Source organism: Bradyrhizobium altum (assembly GCF_020889705.1).
GTDB classification, from domain to species: domain Bacteria; phylum Pseudomonadota; class Alphaproteobacteria; order Rhizobiales; family Xanthobacteraceae; genus Bradyrhizobium; species Bradyrhizobium altum.
In genome coordinates this window covers 40,295-65,805 of record NZ_JACMYP010000016.1, presented here as the reverse complement: position 1 = coordinate 65,805, position 25,511 = coordinate 40,295, and the positions used below count along the sequence as shown (strand labels likewise).

At 61.7% G+C, this 25,511-nt stretch carries 23 protein-coding genes; 8 read left to right on the top strand and 15 right to left on the bottom strand.

Going from position 1 to position 25,511, the window contains the following annotated elements; translation table 11 throughout:
* From H8B02_RS07415 to H8B02_RS07405, 3 genes are all read right to left on the bottom strand, one after another.
* The coding region (locus H8B02_RS07415; RefSeq protein ID WP_229165638.1) for an IS256 family transposase at positions 1–718 on the bottom strand (718 nt) is incomplete at its 3' end.
* Positions 719–848: 130 nt separating this feature from the next.
* Positions 849–1,136 carry a hypothetical protein gene (locus H8B02_RS07410; protein ID WP_229165637.1) on the bottom strand — a complete coding sequence of 96 codons (288 nt, stop codon included), beginning with the start codon at positions 1,134–1,136 and terminating at the stop codon, positions 849–851.
* Positions 1,137–1,457: 321 nt separating this feature from the next.
* A complete protein-coding gene (locus H8B02_RS07405) occupies positions 1,458–2,072 on the bottom strand; it encodes an FMN-dependent NADH-azoreductase (protein ID WP_229165636.1) in 615 nt (204 codons plus the stop codon).
* Between the two features lie 445 nt (positions 2,073–2,517).
* On the opposite strand from H8B02_RS07405, the gene H8B02_RS07400 reads away from it, so the two are divergent.
* The 3 genes from H8B02_RS07400 to H8B02_RS07390 all read left to right on the top strand — a co-directional run bounded on the left by H8B02_RS07400 (position 2,518) and on the right by H8B02_RS07390 (position 5,363).
* A complete protein-coding gene (locus tag H8B02_RS07400; RefSeq protein WP_229165635.1) occupies positions 2,518–3,393 on the top strand; it encodes a glutathione S-transferase family protein in 876 nt (291 codons plus the stop codon).
* Positions 3,394–3,673: 280 nt separating this feature from the next.
* Complete coding sequence (locus tag H8B02_RS07395; protein ID WP_229165642.1) at positions 3,674–4,099, top strand: antibiotic biosynthesis monooxygenase family protein; 426 nt, start codon at positions 3,674–3,676, stop codon at positions 4,097–4,099.
* A 310-nt stretch (positions 4,100–4,409) separates the two neighbouring features.
* On the top strand, positions 4,410–5,363 hold the full coding sequence (locus H8B02_RS07390; protein WP_229165634.1) for a glutathione S-transferase family protein: 954 nt from the start codon (positions 4,410–4,412) through the stop codon (positions 5,361–5,363).
* 591 nt (positions 5,364–5,954) lie between these two features.
* On the opposite strand, the gene H8B02_RS07385 is transcribed toward H8B02_RS07390, so the two are convergent.
* Entirely contained in the window at positions 5,955–6,401 is a 447-nt protein-coding gene (locus H8B02_RS07385) for a LysR family transcriptional regulator (protein ID WP_229165633.1), read from the bottom strand.
* Between the two features lie 820 nt (positions 6,402–7,221).
* On the opposite strand from H8B02_RS07385, the gene H8B02_RS07380 reads away from it, so the two are divergent.
* Positions 7,222–8,223 carry an ornithine cyclodeaminase family protein gene (locus H8B02_RS07380; RefSeq protein WP_229165632.1) on the top strand — a complete coding sequence of 334 codons (1,002 nt, stop codon included), beginning with the start codon at positions 7,222–7,224 and terminating at the stop codon, positions 8,221–8,223.
* A 23-nt stretch (positions 8,224–8,246) separates the two neighbouring features.
* The gene (locus H8B02_RS07375) at positions 8,247–9,059 is read left to right on the top strand and encodes a phosphate/phosphite/phosphonate ABC transporter substrate-binding protein (RefSeq protein ID WP_229165631.1); all 813 of its coding nucleotides are present in this window, start codon (positions 8,247–8,249) and stop codon (positions 9,057–9,059) included.
* Here the strand turns inward: H8B02_RS07375 and H8B02_RS07370 are convergent.
* The 3 genes from H8B02_RS07370 to hutI are packed head-to-tail and all read right to left on the bottom strand — an operon-like array spanning position 9,041 to position 12,564.
* Positions 9,041–9,640: a HutD/Ves family protein gene (locus H8B02_RS07370; protein ID WP_229165630.1), complete on the bottom strand. Its 600-nt coding sequence runs from the start codon at positions 9,638–9,640 to the stop codon at positions 9,041–9,043. The two genes, H8B02_RS07375 and H8B02_RS07370, sit on opposite strands and share 19 nt — an antisense overlap.
* A 13-nt stretch (positions 9,641–9,653) precedes the next feature.
* Positions 9,654–11,318 (bottom strand): urocanate hydratase, encoded by a 1,665-nt coding sequence (gene hutU, locus H8B02_RS07365; RefSeq protein WP_229165629.1) that lies wholly within the window; start codon positions 11,316–11,318, stop codon positions 9,654–9,656.
* A 34-nt stretch (positions 11,319–11,352) separates the two neighbouring features.
* Positions 11,353–12,564 carry an imidazolonepropionase gene (gene hutI / locus H8B02_RS07360; RefSeq protein ID WP_229165628.1) on the bottom strand — a complete coding sequence of 404 codons (1,212 nt, stop codon included), beginning with the start codon at positions 12,562–12,564 and terminating at the stop codon, positions 11,353–11,355.
* A gap of 113 nt (positions 12,565–12,677) precedes the next feature.
* Between hutI and H8B02_RS07355 the strand changes: the two genes are divergently transcribed.
* Positions 12,678–14,036, top strand: coding sequence for a formimidoylglutamate deiminase (locus H8B02_RS07355; protein ID WP_229165627.1), 1,359 nt, complete (start codon positions 12,678–12,680; stop codon positions 14,034–14,036).
* Complete coding sequence (hutC, locus tag H8B02_RS07350) at positions 14,033–14,776, top strand: histidine utilization transcriptional repressor HutC (RefSeq protein ID WP_229165626.1); 744 nt, start codon at positions 14,033–14,035, stop codon at positions 14,774–14,776. The genes H8B02_RS07355 and hutC overlap by 4 nt, the downstream gene beginning before the upstream one ends.
* 18 nt (positions 14,777–14,794) lie before the next feature.
* Here hutC and H8B02_RS07345 read toward each other — a convergent pair whose 3' ends face one another.
* The 3 genes from H8B02_RS07345 to H8B02_RS07335 form a co-directional block, all read right to left on the bottom strand.
* Positions 14,795–15,721: an ABC transporter substrate-binding protein gene (locus H8B02_RS07345; RefSeq protein WP_229165625.1), complete on the bottom strand. Its 927-nt coding sequence runs from the start codon at positions 15,719–15,721 to the stop codon at positions 14,795–14,797.
* A 131-nt stretch (positions 15,722–15,852) separates the two neighbouring features.
* On the bottom strand, positions 15,853–16,695 hold the full coding sequence (locus tag H8B02_RS07340; RefSeq protein ID WP_229165624.1) for an ABC transporter permease: 843 nt from the start codon (positions 16,693–16,695) through the stop codon (positions 15,853–15,855).
* 14 nt (positions 16,696–16,709) lie between these two features.
* Positions 16,710–17,501, bottom strand: a complete 792-nt coding sequence (locus tag H8B02_RS07335) for an ABC transporter ATP-binding protein (RefSeq protein WP_229165623.1) — start codon at positions 17,499–17,501, stop codon at positions 16,710–16,712.
* 596 nt (positions 17,502–18,097) lie between these two features.
* Here H8B02_RS07335 and H8B02_RS07330 point away from each other — a divergent pair.
* Positions 18,098–18,259, top strand: a complete 162-nt coding sequence (locus H8B02_RS07330) for a DUF2934 domain-containing protein (protein ID WP_229165622.1) — start codon at positions 18,098–18,100, stop codon at positions 18,257–18,259.
* Positions 18,260–18,646: 387 nt separating this feature from the next.
* Here the strand turns inward: H8B02_RS07330 and H8B02_RS07325 are convergent, their stop codons facing one another.
* From H8B02_RS07325 to H8B02_RS07305, 5 genes are all read right to left on the bottom strand, one after another.
* Positions 18,647–18,796, bottom strand: a complete 150-nt coding sequence (locus H8B02_RS07325; RefSeq protein ID WP_229165621.1) for a hypothetical protein — start codon at positions 18,794–18,796, stop codon at positions 18,647–18,649.
* Positions 18,797–18,816: 20 nt separating this feature from the next.
* Entirely contained in the window at positions 18,817–20,418 is a 1,602-nt protein-coding gene (locus H8B02_RS07320; protein ID WP_376711612.1) for a DHA2 family efflux MFS transporter permease subunit, read from the bottom strand.
* A 10-nt stretch (positions 20,419–20,428) separates the two neighbouring features.
* A complete protein-coding gene (locus H8B02_RS07315) occupies positions 20,429–21,631 on the bottom strand; it encodes an HlyD family secretion protein (RefSeq protein WP_229165619.1) in 1,203 nt (400 codons plus the stop codon).
* A gap of 159 nt (positions 21,632–21,790) precedes the next feature.
* Complete coding sequence (locus H8B02_RS07310) at positions 21,791–22,498, bottom strand: hypothetical protein (protein ID WP_229165618.1); 708 nt, start codon at positions 22,496–22,498, stop codon at positions 21,791–21,793.
* A 111-nt stretch (positions 22,499–22,609) separates the two neighbouring features.
* Positions 22,610–25,450, bottom strand: a complete 2,841-nt coding sequence (locus H8B02_RS07305; protein ID WP_229165617.1) for an ATP-binding protein — start codon at positions 25,448–25,450, stop codon at positions 22,610–22,612.
* Between the last annotated feature and the right edge of the window lie 61 nt (positions 25,451–25,511).

Here is a 25,511-nt window from a genome sequence, read left to right as displayed (position 1 = left end):
ACACCTTGGCGACGGTCGCCTTGATGCCCTCATGGGCGTCGGAGACGACCAGCTTGACGCCGCGCAGGCCGCGGCGGGCGAGCTTGCGCAGGAACGCCGTCCAGAATGTCTCAGCCTCCGAGGGACCGATGTCCATGCCGAGAACTTCGCGCCGACCATCACTGTTAACGCCGACCGCGACGATCACCGCGACCGACACGATGCGCCCCTGCTGACGCACCTTCACGTAGGTGGCGTCGATCCACAGATACGGCCAGTCGCCCTCGATCGGGCGAGCGAGGAATGCCTTCACCTTGTCATCGATCTCCGCGCACAGCCGCGAGACCTGGCTCTTGGAGATGCCGCTCATGCCCATCGCCTGCACCAGATCGTCGACGGAGCGGGTCGAGACGCCCTGCACATAGGCTTCCTGCACCACGGCGGCGAGCGCCTTCTCGGCCATCCGCCGCGGCTCCAGGAAGCCGGGGAAGTAGGAGCCCTTGCACAGCTTGGGGATACGAAGCTCGACCGTGCCGGCGCGGGTTTCCCAGGTCCGGTCGCGGTATCCGTTGCGCTGTGCCAGACGCTCGGGGTTCTTCTCGCCGTAGGCGGCCCCGGTCTGGCCTTCGACTTCCAGCTCCATCAATCGCTGCGCGGCAAAGCCGATCATCTCGCGCAGTAGATCCGCATCAGGGGTCTTCTCCACGAGCGTGCGGAAGTTCATCATCTCATCGGTCATCGGTGGTTCCTCGAATCAGGTTGGTGTCAGCAACCCGACCCTACCGGCGAACTGCCGATGACCACCGCAAAGCCGCCCGCCCGCTACGGCGCTATGTGAGGGCGCGCGTGCGGACGGCTTTGCTACCGAGCTACACCACCACCGGGGACACGACCTGAAGCTGACGCTGCCGGTGAGCGGCCACGCGGCCATTGAAGACGTCCCAGTCTTCGATTTCGCGGTAGATGACGTTCGCGACGTCGACATCTGGCGGGGCCGGGTTGGAGGCCCCGGCATCAGGGCTACAGCTCACCAGGAGCTGTGCAGACGCCAAAATGGCGAGTGCGGTCAGCCCTCGTTTGCGGGGAATGTTTGCCATCTCTCTTAGTTGCTTTTCTTCAGCGTGATCGGCGGGAGCATCCTTTTGCTCTTGAATCACGAGCTTAGTGCCCCCCGATCAGCCTCAAAAAAAGGACCAAGAATCGACAATGTTGATGTACCGGCGAGCGTTGGCGCCTCGATATCCCTCAAGTTCGGCTAAACACCTCGCGCCGGCGCGGCCTGCATGCGATTGTTGTTGCGGTCGAATGACATGACGTTCCGAGGGTCTCGATTGGACGATCAAGCTTCGCCGAGCTGGTCGGCCGTGGCGCTGAAGCGCTGGTAGCTGCGGGCAAAAAAATGCCGGCAACTGCAGTATGCCGGCATCTTTAGTGATCGGTTGAACCTGGTGGCAGATCCAAAGACGGTCCCTTCGCAGCTATGCTGCCGCCGCGGATATCGCGTCATCGAACTGGCTGACGAAATCCACGAGGGTTGTCTGGCCTTGGTCAACCGTGAGGGTCTTGCCGGCAAGAACCACGTTGACATCGGTAATGCCAATAAATCCGAGAATCTGCTTGAGATAGGCGGTTGCCACGTTAGCGGCCTCGAACGGGGCTCCAGGAGAGAAGTCGCCGCCGGTCGATAGGATGACGGTCGCCTTCTTGTTCTTCAGCATGCCTTCATAGGCCATTGAGACGGTCACGCCGAGACGTACGATCTGATCGACATATGCCTTAAGAACAGCGGGAATCGAGAAATTGTACATTGGCGTACCGATGACGATGTGGTCGGCGGCCATGATCTCGTCGATCAGCATGTTTGAGTCCGTCAGGGCCGCAGCCAGGTCCGGCGAAAGTTGGTCAGGCGGAGTGAACGAGGCCACGATCCACGGAAGGTCGACGAACTTAAGATTTGATCTTACGAGGTCGCGCACCACAATGGACGCATTCGGGTGCGCGCACGTCCACTTCTCGACGAACTGAGCGGTCAAAATGCGGGAAGTCGAATTTTCGAGGCGTGGACTAGCTTCAATCACCAAGAGACAGGCCATTTCTTAGCTCCAGATCTGTTAAGCCAGCCGCTCAACAGCGACCGTCTTGGACCTAAAAGCAGCACGCGAGGGGCGGGAAGTCGGGTGATGTTGGACGCATCGTTCCATTAATTTGAACGACAGCGGTGGGGCCTCCGCCGTGGGGCGTTTCGCCGCGGGGGCGTGTCCAAAATTCTGAACGCTTGGTTCGAAAAAGACCGACTTCAGATCATCCGGCGCGCGTCTATTCTGAAATCAATTCGAAAATCTGCGGATAGAGCTCGAATATTCAGGGGGCGAGATGACCACCAGGTCTGGAGTATCTGTCGGAGCATTGGCGGAGAAGGCGCGGAATTCCGCAGTCGGGGACCCTTGGCGAAGGTGCATTGTTTCGAGCGACAGTCCGCGCCCGGTTCCTCGAGACAGTCAATCATCAGTCCCGCGACTCGAGCTGTTTCACTTCACAATGTCGATTTGCTCGCAGAAGATTCGTGGAGCGCTCTTCCAGATTGGCGTCCCATTTGCGAGCAGCGAGCTGATCATTATGCCGCCGCTCAGCGAAAACTACGCGGCGGAGTACGTCGAGCTTCGCATGTCGTCGGCTATCGCGCGCAGTCGTCCGTTCGTGAGCGGCTACACCGGGAGTTCCAGTGTCGAAAATGAAGGTTTTGATCCCTTAGCAGTACCGACCCTTGTCGATCATCACAGGGGGGAAGCCGTTGCGGACTCGCGTCTGATTGCCGCTTATCTGGATATCTTGAGCGGAGGGGCATTGGTTCCCCTGCAGTGGCAAAATCAGGTCTGGAGTGAAATTGCCATCGTCGACGCTATACCACATGCCGGTCTGTTCTATGGCGCCAATCCGGACGGAGACCACCGACCGGAGCTGATACGTGCGGGAATGCAGGGGGCCCATAGTAAGAAGATCGAGCTCGTCAGTAAGCGCTTAGAGGGGTTGCCCGCGGAGTCGTCGCTCCGCTCCGCTTACCGGCACAAGATCATAAAAGAGGAAGCGGGGCGCGAGTTCATATCGCGGCCGGCGAACATGCGCGGCATTATCGAGTCAACGAAGAGCACCATCGCCAAGCTGGATCTGAGGTTGGCGGGAGGCGGGGGTGACCGGCTGGTACCTGAGGGATTAACCCTGGCCGACATCTTCTGGGGCGTAAGTCTCTTCCGGCTGCTCTACCTTGGATACGATTGGATGTGGAAGGACTGCTCGAACGTCGCAGGCTACGCAGAGTGTCTATTCACGTCGCCGGCAATCCAGAACGGCGTAATCAATTGGCCTGGTCATCCACCCGGCGAGCGCATCGAACGTTGGCAGCGCAGCGGGGGATAGGGCGGCTGATCACGCTTCCATGTGGTCCGTTGCGCGTCTCGATGGTCCACGAATGTGAGCGTTTCTTGGGCCTATCTTTGGAGCCAAAAGGTCGTTTTTTGAGATCGGCTTTGGTGATCGACGTGAGTGAAATGGGCGCGCTTCAAATAGTAAGGGTCTCTGCTCCGGCGAGCGCGTCTTTTCCCTCACTAGACTTAGCCGCTCTACCGGGCGCCGAAGCTCGTCACGACGTGCTTCACCGGTGCTCAGGCCTTGATGCAAGCGTGGGAAGATAGCCGTGATGATATCCCAGTTCTTTGAAGTCCAAATAAAGGAAGGACATCTGGATCGCTACTTGGGCTTGGCGGCGTCGCTGAAACCGGCACTTAACTCCATGGGGGGATGTCTCTTTATCGACCGCTTCAGGAGCCTGACCCGCGAGAACCTGCTTCTGTCCTACCAGATCTGGCAAGACGAGGGATCCATGACAGCATGGCGGGTGGATGAGCAACATCATGCAATCCAAGGGATCGGCCGGGAGGAGATATTCTCCGATTACCGGATCCGGATCGCACAGGTGGCCTACGAAGCGAGACCGCAGAGCCATATTTGGCGGCCCAAGCGACACACTCCGTATAATGATCCCGCGAGACGCCCGCCGACCTACGTCGTCGCGTCGGAGTCGGAACGGCCTGAGTTACCGGGCCAGAACTCGATGGCAGCATGACGCCTTCGAAAGCATGTATCGCACTGGTCGTTTCGCGCACGTTGTAGATGTGCCGGATTACCAGTCTGGCTTGGAATTCGGCGTCCGGCTGTTTTCGGATCCGACTACTGAGTATTTCCGCATCTTCGAGGTCATGCGCGACTACGGAATGTACGACCGTAGGGAGGCACCTCAGTATTGCCCTCGGGTGCATTAAAAGTGTTGTGCGTCGTAGTCCGCTTGGCGCTGACGTCGTGCTGGGTGAGAGGCGGGACTCGACCTCACGGGAGCATCGAAAACGAAAGTCCGAAATCGCGTGTGGAGAGACATCATGCTTGTCGAAGGCAAATGGGTAACCGGCCGGCCGATCGGTAATGATGCCAAAGGTTCTTTCGTGCGACCGGAATCGGCGTTCCGGAATTGGGTGAACCCCGACGGAAGCTCTGGGCCGACGGGAAGGGGTGAGTTCAAGGCGGCGTCCGGACGCTACCACCTCTACGTCTCGCTGGCGTGCCCTTGGGCGTCGCGAACTCTGATCGCGCGAAAGCTGAAGAAGTTGGACGACGTAATTTCGGTATCGGTTGTCGAGCCTAAGCAGACCGATCAGGGGTGGCGCTTCGGCGATTATCCAGGAGCGAATCGGGACACGATCAACGGCGCAACCTATCTGCACGAAGTTTATACCCGCGCCGCGCCAGGTTACACCGGTCGTGTGAGTGTGCCGGTTCTCTGGGATAAAGAGCTGGCGACAATCGTCAACAACGAGTCCGCGGACATCCTGCGCATCCTCAACTCGGGATTCGGCGTACTAGCGGACGATAGCATCGACCTCTATCCCCAAGAGCTCAGGTCTGAGATTGATGCATGGAATGATCGAATTTATCCGAAGTTGAGCAACGGTGTGTATCGTGCCGGCTTCGCATCTAGTCAGGAAGCCTACGACGAGGCGAGCAGGGGCGTCTTTGAGATGCTCGACCAACTCGAGCTTCACTTGGCGAGACAGAAGTCTCTGGTCGGCGAGCGCCTGACCGAAGCGGATGTCAGGCTCTTCGTCACGCTGATCCGCTTCGATGCTGCTTATCACGGCGTATTCAAATGCAACCTACGGCGCATCGCCGACTATCCAGCTCTTAGCGCGTACTTGCGTCGGCTGCTCAGGATTCCGGGCATTCGAGAGACTGTTAGTATCGACCATATCAAGCGCAGCTACTACGCATTGAAGGCGGTCAATCCGAGCGGCATCGTGCCCGTCGGGCCGGATCTGCGGGCGCTGGGGGTGAGTTAGTCTGGATCACGACCCTCCCGATGGCGGGCTCTGGAATGGCAATTGTGTCGAGTGCGAAACTCCAGTCCGAATAGGCCCTTCTGATGCAGCTCAATCCGCTACTACACGCAGAACGCGTTACCGGCCGAAGTCAATCGACCCTCATTGACCTTTGGTCGACAACAGGATTCGCCGCAGCCGTCAGCGAAGTTACGGGCCCGCACCTTTACGAATTTGGAGAGTTGCCGGTCCCAACTGTTGCGATCACCCTCTATGACGTCCGCCGCCACGTGCTGATCGAGAATGGGCGGGTGCGACGGGACGCACCGGTATCCGCAGGGCGATTTCGAATTGGGCAGCCGGGATGTAGCGTGGTTGTTGATGCTGTTCCGGAAGTGCGATCCGGTAAATTGCTCCTTCTTTACCTTGGTGATGCGCTTCTCAAGGCAGTGGGCGAGGCTCACGGGTGTGATGAGCCGGTCACCCTCATGGACCAAGCGTGGGATACCGAAGATTCAATGTTGGAGTTTTCGGCAAGGCGCCTAGTCGAGGCCAGCGAGCGCGCTTATCGACCATGCGCTCTTGGCCGAGCAGGTCGCATATACTCTCGCGCTACATCTGTCGGATCGCGACGACGCCGAACAAGCGGTCCGGGGAACAACCGAGCTCAGAGGTCGACTTCGGGTCGGCTTGGGCTCGAGCCTCGCCGTGCGGGAAATCATACCGCACCTGCCGGCTTTCCTGGCCCAGCATCCAGAATTGCAGGTCGACCTCCTGATCAGCGACGAACGGCAGGACCTTGTCGTTACGCGGCGCCGCATCCAATCCGAGTTCGGCGAGAATCATCTCGACTCGCGCAAGAAACTCAGCCCCGTCGTCGGTGAGTGTCACTGCACGCGTGTTTCGGAGGAACAGGCGGGAGCCGATACGGCGCTCCAGCGCGGCAATGACGCGCGATGCGGTCGACTGCGGGATTTCGAGCTCGCGGCCCGCCGCCGAGAAGCTCCCCTTGCGAGCGACGCGCACGAAAAGGCGCAGCGCGAGAAGATGATCACTCATGTCAGCCGTGGATAGCTCGAGGAAAAACGTCCACTCTATGTATGATTTTGGATGGCGCGGACCAATGGCACGCCAAGAGCGCATTTTGGATCCCTATCGATAACCAATGGGAATAATGCCGACGGGACGGTCGGACTCGTATCAATGTCGGCAATCTGCCCCGGGGAACCTGCGAATTTGGAGGTATCTCAAGCAGACGACGCTGTCCGCACACTGAGCGATGGTAGTCCCTCCAATCGCGAGCTCAGCCCGCTTGAAGGTCGATTTACGTGCGGCGGCTACAAATTCTCCCGTTGGTCGAACCGACCGAAAAATCGATGCAAAGCGGCGAAATCTTTGTCCCCCGGGCTCCGACGATGGCTGGCTCAGTCGCGGAGGTTCGCAAATCAACTTCACGCTCAGCGTTCGCCGATGTTCTCGATGCGACGGCCATGACATCGTCGCCGTGTTCCATCCAGGAAGAGTGTGAGACGCTTTTGCTGCTGCTCCGCACCTGCGAAAGTTGGCTATTCGGCGCGCGCTACAGTTGCCCCTGATGAAGCCGATCGGAGTAGGCGGCTCCACCAATTGGTAGAGCAGGACGTGCTCCAGTCGTGCAAGGGCATATCAGGTCGTACCGCCCGAACGCGGTGACGGGAAACGCTGCTCACTCGGCAACGGAGGTGATCGGTTTGACCAATCGGTCGGTGGCTCCCTTCTTTTCGGGCATCTGCCTAAGCACGTGTGCCGCAATGCCCACCCGGTTCTCCTCGAGGTCGTGGAAGATTGACAACGACTTTCAGGGCTATAATGTATAGACATAATAATGAGGGAGCCCAGCATGCCGCCCATCTACATCGCCTATCTCAACCGGCTCGACATCGAGGAGCTGAAGATCACCGACCAGGAGATCCTCGCTGCGATCGAGACCAGCCTGGCGGCTCAAGGCAGGGGCGACACCGTGATCGAGCCGCGCATGCATCTGGAGCCAGGCGTGGCCAACGGGCATTTCAACGTGCTGCGCGGGGCAATCAAGCCGCCGATCGACAGGGCAGGGGTCAAGATCGTCGGCGACTTCGTCGACAACTACAAGCTCGGCCTGCATTCCGAGCTCGGCATCCTGGCGCTGTTCGACCCCCGCACCGGCGCGCCCCAGGCGATCATGGACGCCAGCGGCATCACCGACATGCGCACCGGCGCGGTCACGGCGATCGGCGCCAAATACCTCGCGCGCAGGAACTCCAAGATCCTCGGACATGTCGGGGCGCGCGGCACCGCCTACTGGAATGTGCGGCTGCTCAATCATCTCTTCGACTTCGACGAGATCCGCGTCCACTCGCGCCGCGAGGAAAGCCGCAACAGCTTTGCCGAGCGGCTAAGCCGCGATCTCGGCAAGAAGGTCGTCGCAACTGAAGATTGGCAAAGCTGCGTCGAAAGCGCCGACATCGTCGTCGAGGCCTCGCGTCTCGACAAGCCGACCCCAATGCTGAAGACCGAATGGATCAAGCCAGGCGCCTTCGTCGTGCCCTACGGCACCATGAGCGCGATTGAGCTCTCGCTGACGGACATGATGGCGAAGCTGGTGGTCGACGACTGGGGCCAGTGCAAGGGTGGCAAGTTCGGCAGCCTTCGCGCCCATGTCGAGGCCGGCAAGCTCTCCGAGAAGACGCTGCACGCTGAGCTAGGACAGATCGTCGCCGGCCTCAAGCCGGGCCGCGAGAGCGATTCAGAGACTAATTTGCTCTGGCATCGCGGGCTGTCGTTGTCCGACATTGCGCTGGGACATGCGATGCTGGAGAAGGCCGAACGGATTGGCGTGGGCCAGCGTCTGCGCTTTGCCTGATCCCGTGGTACAGGCCTCCGAACATGCGCTTTGTTGCCAACGCACGAATGTACTCGGTCAATCCGGCGGCCACAGCAGCCTGGAAAGAGCTGTTCGGCTGGCTGGCGCACGAGGCCGGCGTCGAGCTTGACGTCATTGCCCACGCCTTTCCGCTGCCCCTGTCCGATCTGTGGTCGCGGGACGATCTCGCCTGCGCCTTCATGTGCGGATATCCATTCATGCTTGCGGCGAGGAGGCCGCTGCCGGTCATGGCTCCGGTCCCGGCCGGAGCGCCTGTTCGCGGACGGGCGGTCTACGCAACACGGCTGGTGGCTCGGGCGGATTCCAGCTTCGACACCATCGAGGACACATTCGGCGGCCGGATCGGGTACACGGTCGCGGATTCCCATTCCGGATATAACGCTCTACGTCACCATCTCCTCCCGTATTATCGGCAGCGCGGAGCCAGGCTCTATCGAGAGAGCGTTGGACCGCTGACGACGCCGCGGCGCGTGCTCGACGCGTTGCAGGCAGGCGATATCGACGTTGGGCCGCTCGACAGCTACGCGCTGGACCTGATGTTGCGGCACGAGGCTGACCTCGGATCGAAGATCAGGATCATCGCGACGACCGATCCAGCGCCGGTTCCGTTCCTCGTCGCCGCGATGGGCTGCCCCAACGTGGTCGTTGACAGATTGCGGACCACGCTTGGGGCTTTTGCCGAGGCGCCTGGCTGCGCCGATTTGAGGGATCGGCTCTGTCTGGGCGGCTTCGCGCCGGTCGAGACGAATGACTATCAGCTGATGCTGCGTTGGGATGCCGAGGCGCGCGCGGGCGGTTACGCCGAGCCGGCCTGACCGCGGAACTCGCGCAGCAGCGCGAGATAGCACGCGCTCGCCGGCGCCGGCACGATCCTGCAGGGAGCGTCGGCCGCGGACGTCAGGATCGCGGCATCGCCGCGCGTGAGCGTCACCACGCCTTGCGGCGCGAGGAGACTGACCTCGCTAATCGCCGCCACGATCGCGCCAATTTGATGGTCGCCGAAATCGCAGGTCGTGACGGCGCTGACGCGCTGCAGCCGGTGCTCGAACCGGCCGCGCCGCGTCATCACGTTGAGATCAGTAATCGGGCCGGCCAAGAGGCGCGCCGAAGTCGGCGTGTCGCCGGCAAACTGGACGGGCTCAGAGGCTCCATCGAGCACGACGTCGGCGGCATCGCCGATCGTCAGCGCCAGTCCGCTGCCGGTCGTCACGGCAAGGCTTCGGTCGATGCCGACGAATTCGGAAAACGGTCCGTCGGAGGCAACGCGGGCCATGCTGATGCGCCAGTCGAAATCGTCGAGCGAAGCGCTGCCGGGGGAAACCGCGATCTCGGTCGTTTCGCCGCCGCCATTCTTCCAAGGGGTGGTACGACAATCAGCGGCGCGAATGATCTTCACGGCAAATTCATCCTCAGCCGAGGCTCGGAAGGTCGAGATGATTGGCGCGCGCGCAGTCGATCGCGAGCTCGTAGCCGGCGTCGGCATGGCGCATCACTCCACTGGCGGGATCGTTCCATAGCACGCGCGAAACGCGCTGGGCGGCCTCTGGCGTGCCATCGCAAACGATCACCATGCCCGCGTGCTGGGAATAGCCGATCCCGACGCCCCCGCCATGATGCAGTGAAACCCAAGTTGCCCCTCCGGCGCAGTTCAGCAGCGCATTGAGCATCGGCCAGTCCGACACGGCGTCGGAGCCGTCGCGCATCGCCTCAGTCTCGCGATTGGGCGAAGCGACCGATCCTGAGTCGAGATGGTCCCGGCCGATCACGATCGGCGCCTTCAATTCGCCGCGCGCAACCATTTCGTTGAAGGCGAGGCCGAGCCGGTGGCGATCGCCGAGGCCCACCCAGCATATGCGGGCCGGCAGGCCCTGGAACGCAATTCGCTCGCGCGCCATGTCGAGCCAATGATGCAGCGAGGCGTCATCGGGCATTAGCTCCTTTACCTTGGCATCGGTGCGATAGATGTCCTCCGGGTCTCCCGACAGCGCCGCCCAGCGGAATGGGCCGATGCCGCGGCAGAACAGCGGGCGGATATAGGCCGGAACGAATCCGGGGAAGTCGAAGGCGTCCTTGACGCCTTCCTCGAGCGCCATCTGGCGGATGTTGTTGCCGTAGTCGACGACAGGGATGCCCATGCGATGAAAATCGAGCATGGCGCGGACGTGCTCGGCCATCGAGGCGCGCGCGGCGCGATCGACCGCTTTCGGATCACTTTCGCGGCGCGATTGCCAATCGTTGATGGTCCAGCCTTTCGGCAGGTAACCGTTGACGGGATCGTGGGCGGAGGTCTGATCGGTGACGGCGTCGGGCTGCACCCCGCGCCGGACCAACTCGGGGAATATCTCCGCCGCGTTGCCAAGCAGCCCGACCGAGACCGGCTTTCGCGTTCTTCTCGCTTCCTCGATGATGGCGAGCGCCTCGTCGAGATCCTTTGCCTGCCGGTCCAGATACCTCGTGCGCAGCCGCATCTCGATGCGCGAGGGCTGGCATTCGACGGCAAGGCATGACGCACCTGCCATGACCGCCGCGAGCGGCTGCGCGCCCCCCATGCCGCCGAGCCCCGCGGTGAGAATCCATTTGCCAGCAAGGCTGCCGCCGTAATGCCGGCGCCCGAGTTCGGCAAAGGTCTCATACGTGCCCTGAACGATGCCTTGGCTGCCGATATAGATCCAGGAGCCGGCCGTCATCTGGCCGTACATCATCAGCCCCTTGCGGTCGAGCAGGTTGAAATGCTCCCACGTCGCCCAATGCGGCACCAGGTTGGAATTGGCGATCAGGACGCGCGGCGCATCGGCATGAGTGCGGAACACGCCGACCGGCTTGCCGGACTGCACGGCCAGCGTCTGGTCGCCATCGAGGCGGCGCAGCGTCGCGACGATCCGGTCGAAGCTTTCCCAGTCGCGCGCGGCGCGTCCGATGCCGCCATAGACGACAAGCTCGCCCGGCCGTTCCGCTACATCGGGATCGAGATTGTTCATCAGCATCCGCAGCGGCGCCTCGGTCAGCCAGCTCTTAGCCGAAAGCTCGGTGCCGCGCGGTGCACGGATGATGCGGGCATTGTCGATGCGTGTCATGGCAGTACGTCCGGTAAGAGAGGAAACGCGGTGATCATGTCTGGCCTCGCCAGACCCGCGCGTGCAACGGGTTGAAGCCCATCCTGTAGACCAGCTCGGCTGGGCGCTCGATGTTCCAGATCGCAAGATCGCAGCGCTTGCCGGCATCGAGGCTGCCGGTCTCGTTCAACAGCCCGAGTGCACGGGCGGCTTCGCGGGTGACCGCCGCGAGGCATTCCTCGACCGTGAGGCGGAACAGCGTCGCTCCCATGTTCATGGTCAGTAGCAGCGAGGTCAGCGGCGACGAGCCGGGATTGCTGTCGGTCGCAAGCGCAATCGGGACGCCGTGCCTGCGCATCAGCTCAATCGGTGGCGCCTGCCGCTCGCGCAGAAAGTAAAAGGCGCCAGGAAGCACGACCGCGACCGTGCCCGCGCGCGCCATTGCTGCGACACCATCCTCATCGGCATATTCCAGATGGTCCGCCGACAGCGCGCCTGACCGCGCGGCAAGCGCGGCGCCCCCGAGATTGGACAATTGATCGGCATGCAGCTTGACCGGAAGATTGTGCCGGCGCGCACAAGAAAAGACCTGCGCGGTCTCCTCGACCGAGAAGGCGATCGTCTCACAGAAGGCGTCAACGGCGTCGACCAGGCCTTCGGCCGCGAGTAGCGGAATCATCTCGCAGACCTCGGCGATGTAATCCGCGGAATGGCCGGTCCGTTCCGGCGGCAGCGCATGGGCGCCGAGGAACGTGGTTCGCACCGTGACCGGATTGGTTTGTGCCAAGCTGCGGACGGCGCGGAGCTGCCTCCGCTCGGTTGCAAGCTCCAGTCCGTAGCCCGATTTGATCTCGATGGTGGTGACGCCCTCGGCGAGCAGGGTATCGAGGCGGCGTTGCGCGCTGGAGACGAGATCATCCTCGCCGGCAGCGCGCGTCGCCTTCACCGTCGACACGATCCCGCCGCCCCGCCGGGCAATCTCCTCATAGCCGGCGCCCGCGAGTCTCAACTCGAATTCCTCGGCGCGAGTGCCGCCATAAACGAGATGGGTGTGGCAATCGATCAGGCCCGGCGTGATCCACCGGCCGTCGCAGTCGATGCTCTCGGCGGCCATGAGGCCGCTCGGCGCGTCTGCCCTCGAACCGGCGTAGACAATGATCCCGTCCCTTGCGGCGATCACGCCGTCCTCAACAATACCGAGGCCCGCGCGCCTGGGAGAAAGCGTGGCAAGCCGGCAGTGATGCCAGATCCGATCAGCTATTGTCATGATGCTGGAAGCCCGTCATCGCTTCGTCGGCCGCTTGGCAGGGAGGTGTTATTTGTCTATACATATTACACCGAGACGGGTGTTGTCCAGCGGCGCCGACAACGGAGGGTCAATTGCCCAAGCTGCATTTCAAGCAGGCCCTATTGCCTGACGGATGGTCGCGCGACGTGCTGGTGTCGATCGAAGGCGGGAAGATCGCCCGTGTCATGGCCGGTGTCGCGCCCGACGACGCCGATGAGCGCCACTCGGTCGGATTGCCGGGGTTGCCTAATCTGCACAGTCACGGCTTTCAGCGAGGCATGGCCGGGCTCACCGAGTTCCGCGGGGCCTCGTCTGACAGTTTCTGGACCTGGCGCGAACTGATGTACCGGTTCGTCGACCGCATGACGCCCGACGACGTCGAGGCGATCACGACGCAGGCCTATGCTGAGATGCTCGAGGCCGGCTTCACGCGGGTCGGCGAGTTTCATTATGTCCATCACGATCGCTCCGGCACGCCCTATGATGACATCGCCGAGCTGGCCGGGCGCATCGCCGCGGCCGCTCAAACGAGTGGCATCGGCCTGACTTTGCTGCCGGTTTTCTATGCCCATGGCGGATTTGGCGGCCGCTCGGCCGATCCGGGGCAGCGGCGCTTCCTCAACAACGTCGATCGGTTCGCCCGGCTGGTGGAGGGCGCTCGCCGCGCCGTTGGCGGATGCGACTCCGCCAATATCGGCATCGCGCCGCACTCGCTGCGTGCGATCACGCCCGACCAGCTGGCTGCGCTGGTGCCGCTTGGCGCCGGAGGACCGATTCATATCCACATCGCGGAGCAGACCAAAGAGGTGGACGATTGCGTCGCCTGGAGCGGGGCGCGACCTGTCGAGTGGTTGCTCGATCACGCCCCGGTCGACGGCAGCTGGTGCCTGGTCCACGCCACGCACATCACGGACCAGGAGAGCCGCGCCATGGCCAAGACGGGCGCGGTCGCCGGGCTTTGTCCGGTTACCGAAGCCAATCTCGGCGATGGCATCTTCGACGGGCCCGGGTTTTGCGCAGCCGGCGGCCGGTTCGGCGTCGGATCGGACTGCAACGTCCTGATCGACGCGGCCGACGAGCTGCGCCAGCTGGAATACTCGCAGCGCCTGGCGCGGCGCGCGCGCAACGTGATGGCCACGCCGCAAACCGCGTCGAGCGGCCGCGCGCTGTTCGATGGCGCCCTAACGGGTGGAGCTCAGGCGCTCGGCATCGGCGGCGGCATTGCGCCCGGACTTGCCGCCGATATCGTCAGCCTCGACGCAGCGAGCCTCTTGCTGGCCGGCCGGTCCGGCGATGCGATCCTCGATGGCTGGATCTTCGCCAGCGCGCGGCCGGTTGTGGACTGTGTCTGGACATCGGGCCGCAAGGTTGTGACAAAGGGCAGGCATCATCAGGCGGAATCGGTCGCGGCCGCCTTCCGCCGGCGGCTTGAGGGCTTGCTCAAACAATGACATCGCCATCGAAACTGAGAGCGTCCACAGCCGGCACGCTCCATCAACGCATCCGAAATGACATAGAGGGCCGCATTCTCTCAGGCGAATGGCCGCCTGGCTACCGTCTGCCGTTTGAACACGAGCTGATGAACACATATTCCTGCGCGCGGATGACCGCAAACAAGGTCCTTTCGGCGCTGGCGGCCTCCGGCCTCGTCGAACGCCGGCGCCGCGCCGGCAGCTTCGTCGCGCGCCCGAAGGTGCATTCCGCCGTGCTGCAGATTCCCGATCTCAAGGCGGAGGTCGAGAACCGCGGCGAGCAATACGGCTACGAACTGCTGGAACGCCAGCAGCGTGGCGCAACGCGGGACGACAGGAGCCGGCTCGAGGTTCACCTCCGCGAACCCGTCATCGCGTTGCGGTGCCGTCACGATGCTGCGGGCCAACCGTTTGCGCTGGAGGACAGGCTGCTGAATCTCAGCGCGGTGCCGGATGCCGCGACGCAGGATTTTTCGCAGGTTTCGCCGAGCACCTGGCTGGTCGACCATGTGCCGTGGACCGAAGCCGAGCACCGCATTTCGGCGCGCAATGCCGACGAGACGATTGCCGCCGAACTCTCCGTCGAGGTCGGGGCAGCTTGCCTCGTCATCGAGCGATGGACCTGGCGCAGCGGCGAGCCGATCACGGCGGTGCGCTTCACGCATCCCGCCGATCTCTACGATCTGGTCGCGCGATTCACGCCGAGTGGTCGGGCTTAGGCGCGCTATATCCTTCGATTACTTCGCCTTAGCGGCATCGACGTAACGATTGGTCCACAGATCGTCCTCGGACGCCTTGGCATCGAATTCCTTGCCAAAATTGGTGCCGACTTCCTTCGCGAAAGTCAGCGCGTTCTGCATGCCCTTAACGTCGATCCTGCCGCCGTCGGCGACGCCGCTGCTCATGGCTTTCACCGCGGCCGCAATCGCCTGCGGATCTGCCTTGGCGAAGAATTGCTTGTGGATCGCCTCGGCGGTCTCGTCCGGCTTGCTGACCGTCGCGGCGCTGGCCTGCTGCAGGGCCTTGGCCGTTTTGGTGATGAGGTCGGCGGTCGCAGCGCTGATCGGCTTCTTGGCGACGAGCACGAGATAGGGCTGGTTGGCGAGCAGCGGAAAGTCGTCGCCGAGCGACACCAGCACGATGCCGGTGCCTGCCTTTTCGGCCAGAAAACCTTCAGGCGGCGATAGCAGGAACGCGTCGATCCGCTTTGCTTCCATTGCGGCCTGGATGGCGGTCGGATTTCCAACCTGTGCGACCTTGAGATCCGCCTTCGGGTCCAGTCCGCCTTTGCCGGCCAGCCAGCGCGCTGCGATCTCCTGCACGCCGGCCAGCGCGGTAGCGCCCACCAGGCCGCCTTTGAGAGCCGCGATCCGCTTCTCGAGCGGATCGGTCGGCTTCACGCCGGTGCGTTCCACCAGGCCCTTCGAGACGGTTAGCTGAAGCGTGACTTTCGACATCAGCGAATAGACCATCTCGAACGGCTGGCCCTTCGCCACGGCGCGCAGCGTCGCGTCGGGGCCGACCGCGGCAAGCTCGATGTCGCCGGCATCGAGCGCCGCCAGCGCCGACGGATCGCCGCCGGGAAGCGCAACCACGGTGGCGTTCAGCCCTTGCGACTTGAAAGTATCGAGCGCCCGCGCCGACCAGATCGGCAGGAAGCTCAAGGTTGGCGCGCGAGACCGATCCGCACGGCCTGCTGCGCCGACGCCGCCCCCGGGGTCAGCGCCAATGCGGCGCCGATGACTGCCAGCCTCGCCAAATTCATGGTCTTGCGCATGATGGTCTCCCGTAGTGTTCAGATGTCGGCGGGACCGGCGCCCGACAGCGCGCGCCAACGCAGCAGCCGACGCTCCAGGCGGCCCGCAAGAATGTTAGCGATCGTGACGAAAGCAAGCAGGATGACGATGCCCGCGAACACGCCGGCCGGATCATAGGTCGACGAGGCCTCGTGGATGAACAAGCCGAGACCCTGCGCGGACGAGGTGAACTCGCCGACGATCACGCCGATCACGCTGTACGGGATGGCAAGCCGCATGCCGAGCATCACATACGGCGCGGCGGCCGGCAGGAACACGTGCCAGGTGAGCTGACGCTGGTTCGCGCCCATGATTAGCGTGAGGTTGACGAGCTCGCGATCGACGCTGCGCACGCCGGCGAAAACGTTGTAGAAGACCAAGAAGAACACCATGATCGCGGCGAGCGCGATCTTCGATCCCATCCCGATGCCGAACCAGATGATGAAGAGCGGCGCCAGCGCTATCTTGGGAATGCCGTAGAACGCCATCACATAGGGTTCGAAGATGCGCGAAAGGCGCGGCGAGCGGCCGAGCGCGTAGCCGCCGATGACCCCGCCGGCCACGCCGATGACGTACCCGAACACGAGCTCCTGACCGGTCGTCCATAGATGCGGATAGATCTCGCCGGATGCAAACAGCTCATAAAGACGCTCAGCGACGGCTGTCGGCTTGCTGACGTAGATCTCCTTGATCAGCCGGCCGGATGCCCACTGCCAGAACAGCAGCAACGCAATCCCCGGTAAAAGCTTCAGCAGCCATTGCAGCGGTCTTGCTACGATCTCGGCAAGGCCTCGGCGCGCAGGAGTGTCGCCGGCAGGGGCGCCATACGCCGTGTCGGTCATCGGCTTACCCTCCTTCAATGAACTCGTCCGGTATCGAGCTGCGAGCGGAACTCGGTCCAGACTGCGTCGTAGGCGGCCTCGAAGCCTGAATTGCGGAATGGTTCGAACATGTTGCGCGGCCGCGGCAGATCGATCGGGATATTGGCGAGCAGGCGCGACGGCCGTTGGCTCAGCACCACGACATGGTCGGCCAGTAGAACCGCCTCGGTGATGTCGTGGGTCACGAAAATCACGGTTGCGCCAGCCTCCATCGACAGCGTCTGCAAATCGCTCTGCATCACCATGCGAGTTTGCGCGTCGAGCGCTCCGAACGGCTCGTCCATCAGAATAATGTCCGGACGATAAACCAGCGTGCGCGCGATCGAGCCGCGCTTCTGCATGCCGCCCGAGAGCTGGCTCGGGTAATGTTGCTCAAAACCCTTGAGGCCGACCGAGTTGAGCGCGCCGGCGACGCGCTCGCGCCGTTCGTCGGCCGCGACGCCGCGCAGCAGCAGCGGCAGTTCGATGTTCTCGGCAAGGGTCTTCCAAGGAAACAGCTGAGCCTGTTGCGGCACGAAGCCGACTTCGGTGTTGATCGATCCGATCTTGCGGCCGCGGTGACGAACCGCGCCGCGGGTCGGCATCAAGAGACCGGCGGCCATCTGCAGCAGCGTGCTCTTGCCGCAGCCGCTAGGACCGATCACGGCGACGAACTTGCCGCGGTCGACGTCGAAACTGATGCCGTCGAGCACGCGGACCTTGTTCCGCTGCCCTGGCGATGGAAAGTCCTGTCCGATCCCATCGAAGACGAGTGCCCGGTCATTCATGCAGACGATCCTCCTCCGAACATGTCTATACATAATTGAAGCCGCCAGGATGGGCAAGCCGGGATCGCTGCCGAGATTTTCACCTCGCCTGCCCAGCGCCGCGGCAGGAAACACCCGCACCCCATTGCCGCGATTTGCGGGGCTGGCAGCGTTTGGTTCTTCTTCGAGGGTTCGGCTGATCCAGATTGGTCGCGGCCGCGTTCGACTAACGTCGTTAGAGCCGAGATTCCGATCAAAGACGATGACTAGGCGCGACTGTCTCGGTGGCCTTCATTTCGATGCGAAGCAGGGAGCGGTGTCGCGTGTGCGCACAATCCGTTGAGACATCGTTTGGCCGTTCGGATTTTGGGCCAATGGCTGGATATTACGTTGATCTTCGTAATGGGAACGCCGTGATGCGCAACGACGATGACCTGGATTGGCCATCGACGCGATGCAGGTGGAAGCCGCGCGGTCCTTGAGCGATCGTTCGTTGCCGATATTGAGTACCGCGACATTACGTCTGATGGGCCGCTGCGGGCCAGCCCGTTCACGGGGCTGTCCAAGGAATAGGAACGCTGGAAGTCGCTATCCGTTGAATTATCAGGAGAAGTCCGATGAATGAGCGGATTGATGAAGCAGTCGCGGCGCGCGCCTATCTACTCTGGGAGAAGGCTGGCAAGCCGGAAGGGCGGGACGAGGAGTTCTGGCACCTGGCCGAGCAGGAACTGATCAACGAAGATAAGGGCTCACCTTTGCGTACCCCCGACACCCTGTGACTAAACTCAACTGTCCCGTCTGTCACGGACTCGGCTGGGTCTGCGAAAACCACCCAAACCTCGCCTGGACTGAAGATCCGCGCGGCTGCACGTGCGGCGCCGGTATGCCCTGTGAATGCAATAGGTCAGGTGATAGCGATGCAGGCATCGACGAGCCTGATGTGAGCGGCGTGCTCAGTGAGACGCCGCCCATAAAGTATAAGCATCCATGGCATGGCAACGCTACACTTTTGAACAGCTCTACACTCAATGTCGTGCGCTAGTCAGTGATCGCCGACTATCAGTTTCGCATCGGTTGAAGAAGAGTTCGCGCTTGACCTTGCTTCGACAAAATTCGCAAGGGCTAAACCAGAACCGCGATCTTCCGGGTGGAAAATTCGAGAAAGATCACCTCGATGCGCCGTCGAGGTTGGCGGTCTTCGCTCCGGCGGCGCCCATCGCGCTATATCCCTTGATAGTTTCCGGTGTCAGTCTGGCAAGACTTCCCACCCCGGCGACAACCTGATGGCGGTACTTATTCCAATCCATCATGTACATGGCGTTCTCCTTTCCTTTCTCTAGTGAGCGCCACTTGCTGTAGCGCCGGCCTTCAATTTCCTAGTCAGGAGTATCGCGACGGCGGACAGCAGTAATACTACGCCGAGCACCATGAAAGTGTCGCCATATCCCAGGACCAGCGCCTGGCGCTTGACGGTATTGCCAAGCGCGACGATCGCCTGATGTTGCGCCGCAGCCTGATCGGTCACGCCGTGGCTAAGAAAGTAACTAGTTAAGTCGGCGATCCGGTTGCGTACTTCTCCGCGGCCGAGGTCGACCCACTGGCCGATGATGTTGGAATGAAACTGCTCACGCTTGGTGACGATAGTCGCAAGCACCGCGGTGCCGACCGCTCCGCCAAGATTGCGCATCATGTTGGAGATGCCGGAAGCGGCCGCAGCGTCCTGCGGCCCGATGCTGCCGAGCGACACGTTGCTGAGCGGTACCAACGTCAGTGCTTGGCCGATGGCGCGCACGATATTGGGAATCCAGAACTGGTCGCCGGAGTAGTCTAGTGACATTGCTGTGTTCATGAAGGAACTGTAGGCAAACAGCAGGAGGCCGAATGCGGCAAGATAGCGCGCATCGATCCGTTGCATCAGCTTCGGTACCAGCGGGATCAGGATGAGCTGCGGGAGGCCGGTCCAGGCCAGCACGTTTCCGATCTGCTCGGCATTGTAGTGTTGCACCTGACCGAGATAGGCGGGCAGGAGATAGATCGAGCCGAACAAGCCGAAGCCTAGGAACACCGCGGCGATCGTTCCCAATCCAAAGTTTCGGCTGGTCAACAGGCGCAGCCGAAGCAGCGGCTTCTCCACGATCAGTTCATTGACGATGAAGAGCGACAGGCTGATCGTGGCAGTGACGGCGAGCTTGACGATGAAGGGAGAGCCAAACCAGTCGTCCTTGTTGCCTTCTTCCAGCACAGCCTGCAGCGCGGAGAGGCCGATCGCCATGGTGGCGATGCCGAACCAGTCGCCCTCGCGCAACAGGCCGAGCTGCATTGGGTGCCGCTCCAGCGTGAAGAACAGTGTCGTGACCATGACCGTGGTCGGGATCACGTTGACGAAGAAAATGGTTTGCCAGCCGTAATTTTCGGTGAGATAGCCGCCGATGGTCGGGCCGATCGCGGGCGCAAAGGTCACCGCAAGCGAGAACATGGCAAGCCCGATCGGCTGTTGGCCCTTCGGCAGCTTGGTGAAAACCAGCGTGAACGCCATCGGGATCAGGACGCCTCCGAAGAAACCCTGCAGGCCGCGCATCGCGATCATCGAGGGCAGATCGTGGGTGAAGGCACAGGCGACTGAGAACACCGCGAACAGGGTAGCATGCACCAGCATGATCTTGCGAAACGAGAACACCCGGCTGAGATAGTCGGTGAGCGGAATGACGACGATCTCGCCGATCAGATAGGAGGTCGAGATCCAGGAACCGTTGTCAACGCCGGTGCCGATACCGCCTTCGATGTTGAGCAGGGACGCATTGGTGATCTGAATATTCAGGATTGCCATGAAGGCGCCGATCATCGCAGCGACAAGGGAAACCCAAACGATCGGGGCGGCGCGGTCGGGGCTTTGCGAAGCGGACTGAGTCGGAAGTGTTGAGGATGAACGAAGGGACATGGCCATGGCATCACCGTTGAGTTGCACCGATTGCCTTCACGGCGTCCTGTCCTCTCGCTGATCGAGCTTCAGCCTGCGTCTGGATCGTCGGGATGACCGACATGCCGGCCCGCAGGTCGATCGGTGCCTCACCGTCGAGCTCGATCCTGACAGGGATACGTTGCACCACCTTGGTGAAGTTGCCCGTAGCGTTGTCCGGAGGCAGCAACGCGAATTCCTGCCCGCTGGCAGGTGCAATGCTGTCGACGTGTCCGTGAACAACCTTGCCGGGGAATGTATCGACTGCGATCGTGACAGCCTGGCCTTCGCGCACATCGGTAAGCTGGGTTTCCGTGAAGTTCGCGACGATGTAGGTGGCTTGTAGCGGCACCAGCGACATCAGTTGCGTGCCTGCCTGTACGTACTGACCAACGCGTAGACTCCGATTTCCGACGACGCCATCGATCGGCGCGATAATCGTGATGTAGCTGAGGTTGAGGCCGGCCTGTTCCCCCGCGGCGACCGCGTGGGCGTGCAGAGCGTTTGCCTGCGCGATATCGGCCTTCAGCAGATCGATTTGCTTGAGGGCGGACGCCAGATTTGCGGTATCGCGCTGCGTCGCCGCCCGTGCCGCGGCGAAGCGTGCTTGAGCCTGTCGCGCGTTTTGTACGTTGCCGTAGCCGGAGACGGCGAGATCCGTGTAGCGTTTATTTTCCTGGGCGGCGAACATGACGCTCGCATTATCGACCTCGATAGTTGCCTTTGAAGCGTCGACAATGGCTTGCTGTACGTCCAACTGCGCCTGCTTGCTGGCGATGGCGGCATTCGCGGCGACGACGTCGGCCTCAGCCTGATCTAGCGCAACCTTGAAATCGCGATCATCGATCCGTGCCAGGACCTGGTTGGTCTTGACGTGCTGATTGTCACCAACGAGTACATCTTGAAGATATCCCGAAATCCGTGGTGCAACCGTGGTATTGTCGGCTCGCACATAAGCGTCGTCGGTCGATACCAGATATCTGCCGACAGTCCAGTAATCCCAGCCGTACCATCCGGCTGCGCCCAGCGCTCCGAGCGCGGCTCCGGTGATGACTAGCTTTCGAGGACTGAGGGGCGTCCGCGAAAGCGTAGCCGAAACGATCTCCGTAGGGAGGGGCGAGCTCGGGAGTAGATCGTTCACTTCGCTCACCGAAACGCGGCGTTCTACCTCGATCGTCTGGGGATGCTGGGTCATTGCGCTCGCTCCTGTTGGCCGCATCCTGAATCGGGTAAGGCTACCCGCGATACGGCGTCGTCTGCAGAACGCATACTGCGGCCTTCCGGCGTTACTTGGCTTGTTAGGTATTGTTAGATGGTGGGAGAGTGCGTTCGGACGAGGTCGTAGTCGATGGCTCTAGTCGAAAGTGGCGTCGAAGATTTCCACTTCCAGAAGCGCGGGGCTCCTGACCACCGTTCCGTCAGTTTTGAGCGCGAGCGACCTTCGGAGCGTCGGAATAACGACGCGGCCGAACGCCTGATGCGCCCACGAATAATGGGCGACCTGGGTGTCCAGGAGGGCGTGATCTACGCGCCGCTGCAGGCCGGACGCGTCGAAATAGAACGTTTGGACGGGCGAATGCGTAGTGACACCAGGGGGAAACGTGACCTTGAGGCGTCGCCAGAGTTGGTTTGCCTCCTGCCATGGGGGCAATTCTTCGACTGTCGTGTCCGGATGCGACAGGATGAACGGCGTCATCAGATAGTTCCAGACGGAGAAGCCGCAAAGAAAGATGAAATGTAGTTCGTCCCAGGTCGTACTTTCAGCTTGATCCCTCAGCGCCCTGTGCGGCTCGCGCCAAGTCCGCAGGACATTCCCGCTCGCGTCTTCGATGGTGACGCTATCGGGTTGATACAGGCCGCTTTCGCCTGGTTCCGCGAATCCGCTGAACCGAACCAATTGGCTGCGGGTCGATCCTTCCGCGACGATATTTTTGAAACGCTTCGCGTGTCCCGCACGGGAAAGCAGCGCCCCCTGGATCGAAAGCTGCAGGGAGAAGCGTTTCAGGCCCGTCCAATGCGCCAAGCCGCCACTGGCTTCGATTGCTTCGTCCAGGAGTGCCATGCTGTGCCCGCTCCGCCATGAGGTGGGATCAACATGGCGGCGTCTCGTGGGCTTGGCTTGTTAGGAGTTGTTAGTCATTGCGAGTCTTGCACCCTAGCGACGAAGATCCCGTCAATTCAAGGCGTTGAGAAAATGTCTCGCGGCCACGAGGTCGGCGCTGTCGAGGCCCTCCTTGTACCTACCGTAGAGCGGCTCGACGAGCGCTCGCGCGTCTTCCGGGCGCCCGCTTCCGTGCCAAAGTCGGCCAAGAGTAACCGCAGCGCGCAATTCCCAGCCGAGGGCTTGCTGCTTCCGTGCCAGTTCAAGAGACTGGCGGAGGCAGGACTCGGCCTCCGCTAGTCGGCCAGAAGATGCGAAAGCGTGTCCCTTGATCCTCAGTATCTCCGGCATATCGAAGGATTCGCCGTGGTCTCCGATCTGGGCCATGGCTTCTTCGACCAAGCGTAACGCTTCTTCTGGTTGTCCCTGTTGCGCCCGGGCTTCGGCCAACACGGTTGCGAACACGGTCGTCATCAATCGATATCGGATTGCGTAGAGCTTGGCCTGACTCCGCTCCAGATGTTCGATGCCACCGGCGGTGTCCCCGCGGCGAATCAGCAACTCGCCTCTAAAGCCGTTTGCGACGGCAAGATGTGGGACGAGAGAGTGCCTCGATGTATGATCAATGAACCTGTGGATCATGCTTTCGGCTTCCTCCCAATCGCCCGTCCAGAGAAAGACCGGGATTGTAAAGAGTAACGCGAGACTCAGGCTCAGCGGCTGTTCGAGCCGCTCGGCTTCGCCGATCGTATACCTCGCCGCCTCGAGTGCACGGTCTGGCCGCCCCGTGAGCCACAGCCCTCGCGCCAACGCGACCAAAGCGAGGATCCGGTCATCGAATCCAAGATGAAGTATCTTTGGCCGTTGAGAGATTGGATTCCGCGCCATTGCGCTCTCGCAAAGGTCGACGGCCTTTCGTTGATTACCGATCAGATGGTGTGCGCCGCCGAGCATCCATTCGACGTTTAACGTGCTAGACGGGTCGGCCAGCACCTTGGCAACGGCTTCTCCTTGCTGGCTGGCGCGCTGCGTGCCCTGAAAATCTCCGATCCGGGTGTAGTAGATGTGCAGAACCCGCAGCAGCCAAAACTGCCAATTCCGATCTCCAAGCTGTTCGGCCAGGTGCAGGCTGCGTGTAAAGGCAGTCCGGACAGCTTCCGTGTTGCCTTGCGTGAACATCGCAGACGTGCCGAGCGCCGCCTGGAGCTCCATTTCCTGACGACCGCCTTTCGACGCCCCTTGCAGGGCCTGTATCGCTTTCTGGGTCCAGTCGTAGCACTCTGTCAGCAACGAGAGTTCCAGAAAGAACTGCGCAGCCGTAGCAGCAAGGTCTATGCCCGTGGCTCGATCGCCACGGTCGGAGAAACTCCAATTCAGCGCGGCTCGCACGTTGGGCACTTGGTCGGCATGGGCGAGAAAGCCGCCGTCGCTTTGCTGTCCAGTCGACTTGGCAGAGATCTCGTTGAGAAGGTTACGGAAGTACTCGGCGTGGGCGCGCGCCGCTCTATCTGCGCCGCCACTTTCCGCCAGCTTCTCCACGACAAAGGCCCGGGTCGTATCGAGTAGGCGGAATTTTGAAGGCCGCTCCGAAAGCGTCGCCAGGAGGGACTTGGACAGCAGGCTTGCGATCGCCTCGACCACCTCCGATTCGTTGAGTTCGTCGGTCGGAACGACCGCTCGGGCGGCCGCAAGCGTGAACGGTCCGACGAAGACCGATAACCCACGCAACGTGGCGCTCTCGGCGGGAGACAGAAGGTCGTAGCTCCAGCCGAGCGCGGCGCTGAGGGTCTGATGTCTCGGGATTGCCGTCCGCCGCCCGCGCCACAAAAGCGAAAAGCGGCTGTTGAGGAGGGAGGCGGTGCCCATGATGCCGTAGGTTTGCACTCGTCCTGCGGCAAGTTCGATCGCAAGGGCAATGCCTTCCAGACGCTGGCAGATTTCGGCGACGAGGGGAGCTTCCTCTTCGGCAAGCCGGAATTCCCCGAGAGTCGCGGCGACGCGTTCGACGAAAAGCTGGGCGGCGGGATAGGCAAGCAAGTCAGCGACCCTGATGCTGTCTTGCGGCGGCGGACAGACCAATGGAAAAAGCCGGTAAATCCGTTCGTTTTCGGCCCGAAAGGACTCCCGGGTGGTGGCAAGAACATGGAGATCCGGCAATTCTCCAATCATGCGTTCTGCCAAGGGCGTCAACGTGTCGACGACGTGCTCGCAGCTGTCGAAGATCAGAAGGATGCGGCGACCCTGCAGGAATGCGAGCAAGCCCGGCAGCGGATCCTCCGAGCTTACCTTCAGTCCGAGCGTTGATGCGATGGCGCTGGGGACAAGACTGGCGTCCCGAAGTGCACCGAAGTCGATGAAAAAGACTTGCCCTTTGAACGCTTGGAGTTGGCCATGGGCGACGGCGATGGCGACAGAAGTCTTGCCGATTCCGCCGGGACCAACGATGCTCACGAAACGATGAAGAGAAAGGTCTGCCGAAATTTTTTCGATCGCATCGGTCCGTCCCACCATCTTGGCGGGCGGAGCCGGTAAGGGATGGACTGGCTTCACAACGTCGACAGGAAGCGCGTGCGAAGACTTGACGTGTGAAAGGGATGGCGTGAAGCAGTAACCGCGCCCTGGAACGTTCACGACATATCTCGTACCGTCGGCACCGTCGCCGATTGCCTTCCGCAGCGTGGTTATATGGAAGCGAAGGCTACCCTCGTCGACGTTCACATCGGCCCAGACCTGCTTGAGCAACTCCCGCTTGTCCACGACGACACCCGGACGCTCCGCCAGGTAAGTCAGAATATCGAGCGCCCGGCCACCGATCGAAATGGGAGTGCCGTCCTTTTCCAATCGCCGTGCGTTCGGAAAGAGCCGAAACTGACCGAAGGAGATAGCCGGGTGATGAGCGTCGTCGTCTGGCACGCGTCGTTGCCCCTTGGGAGCAGGATGTCTGGAGCTGCTTCCAGCTTACCAGAACGACACT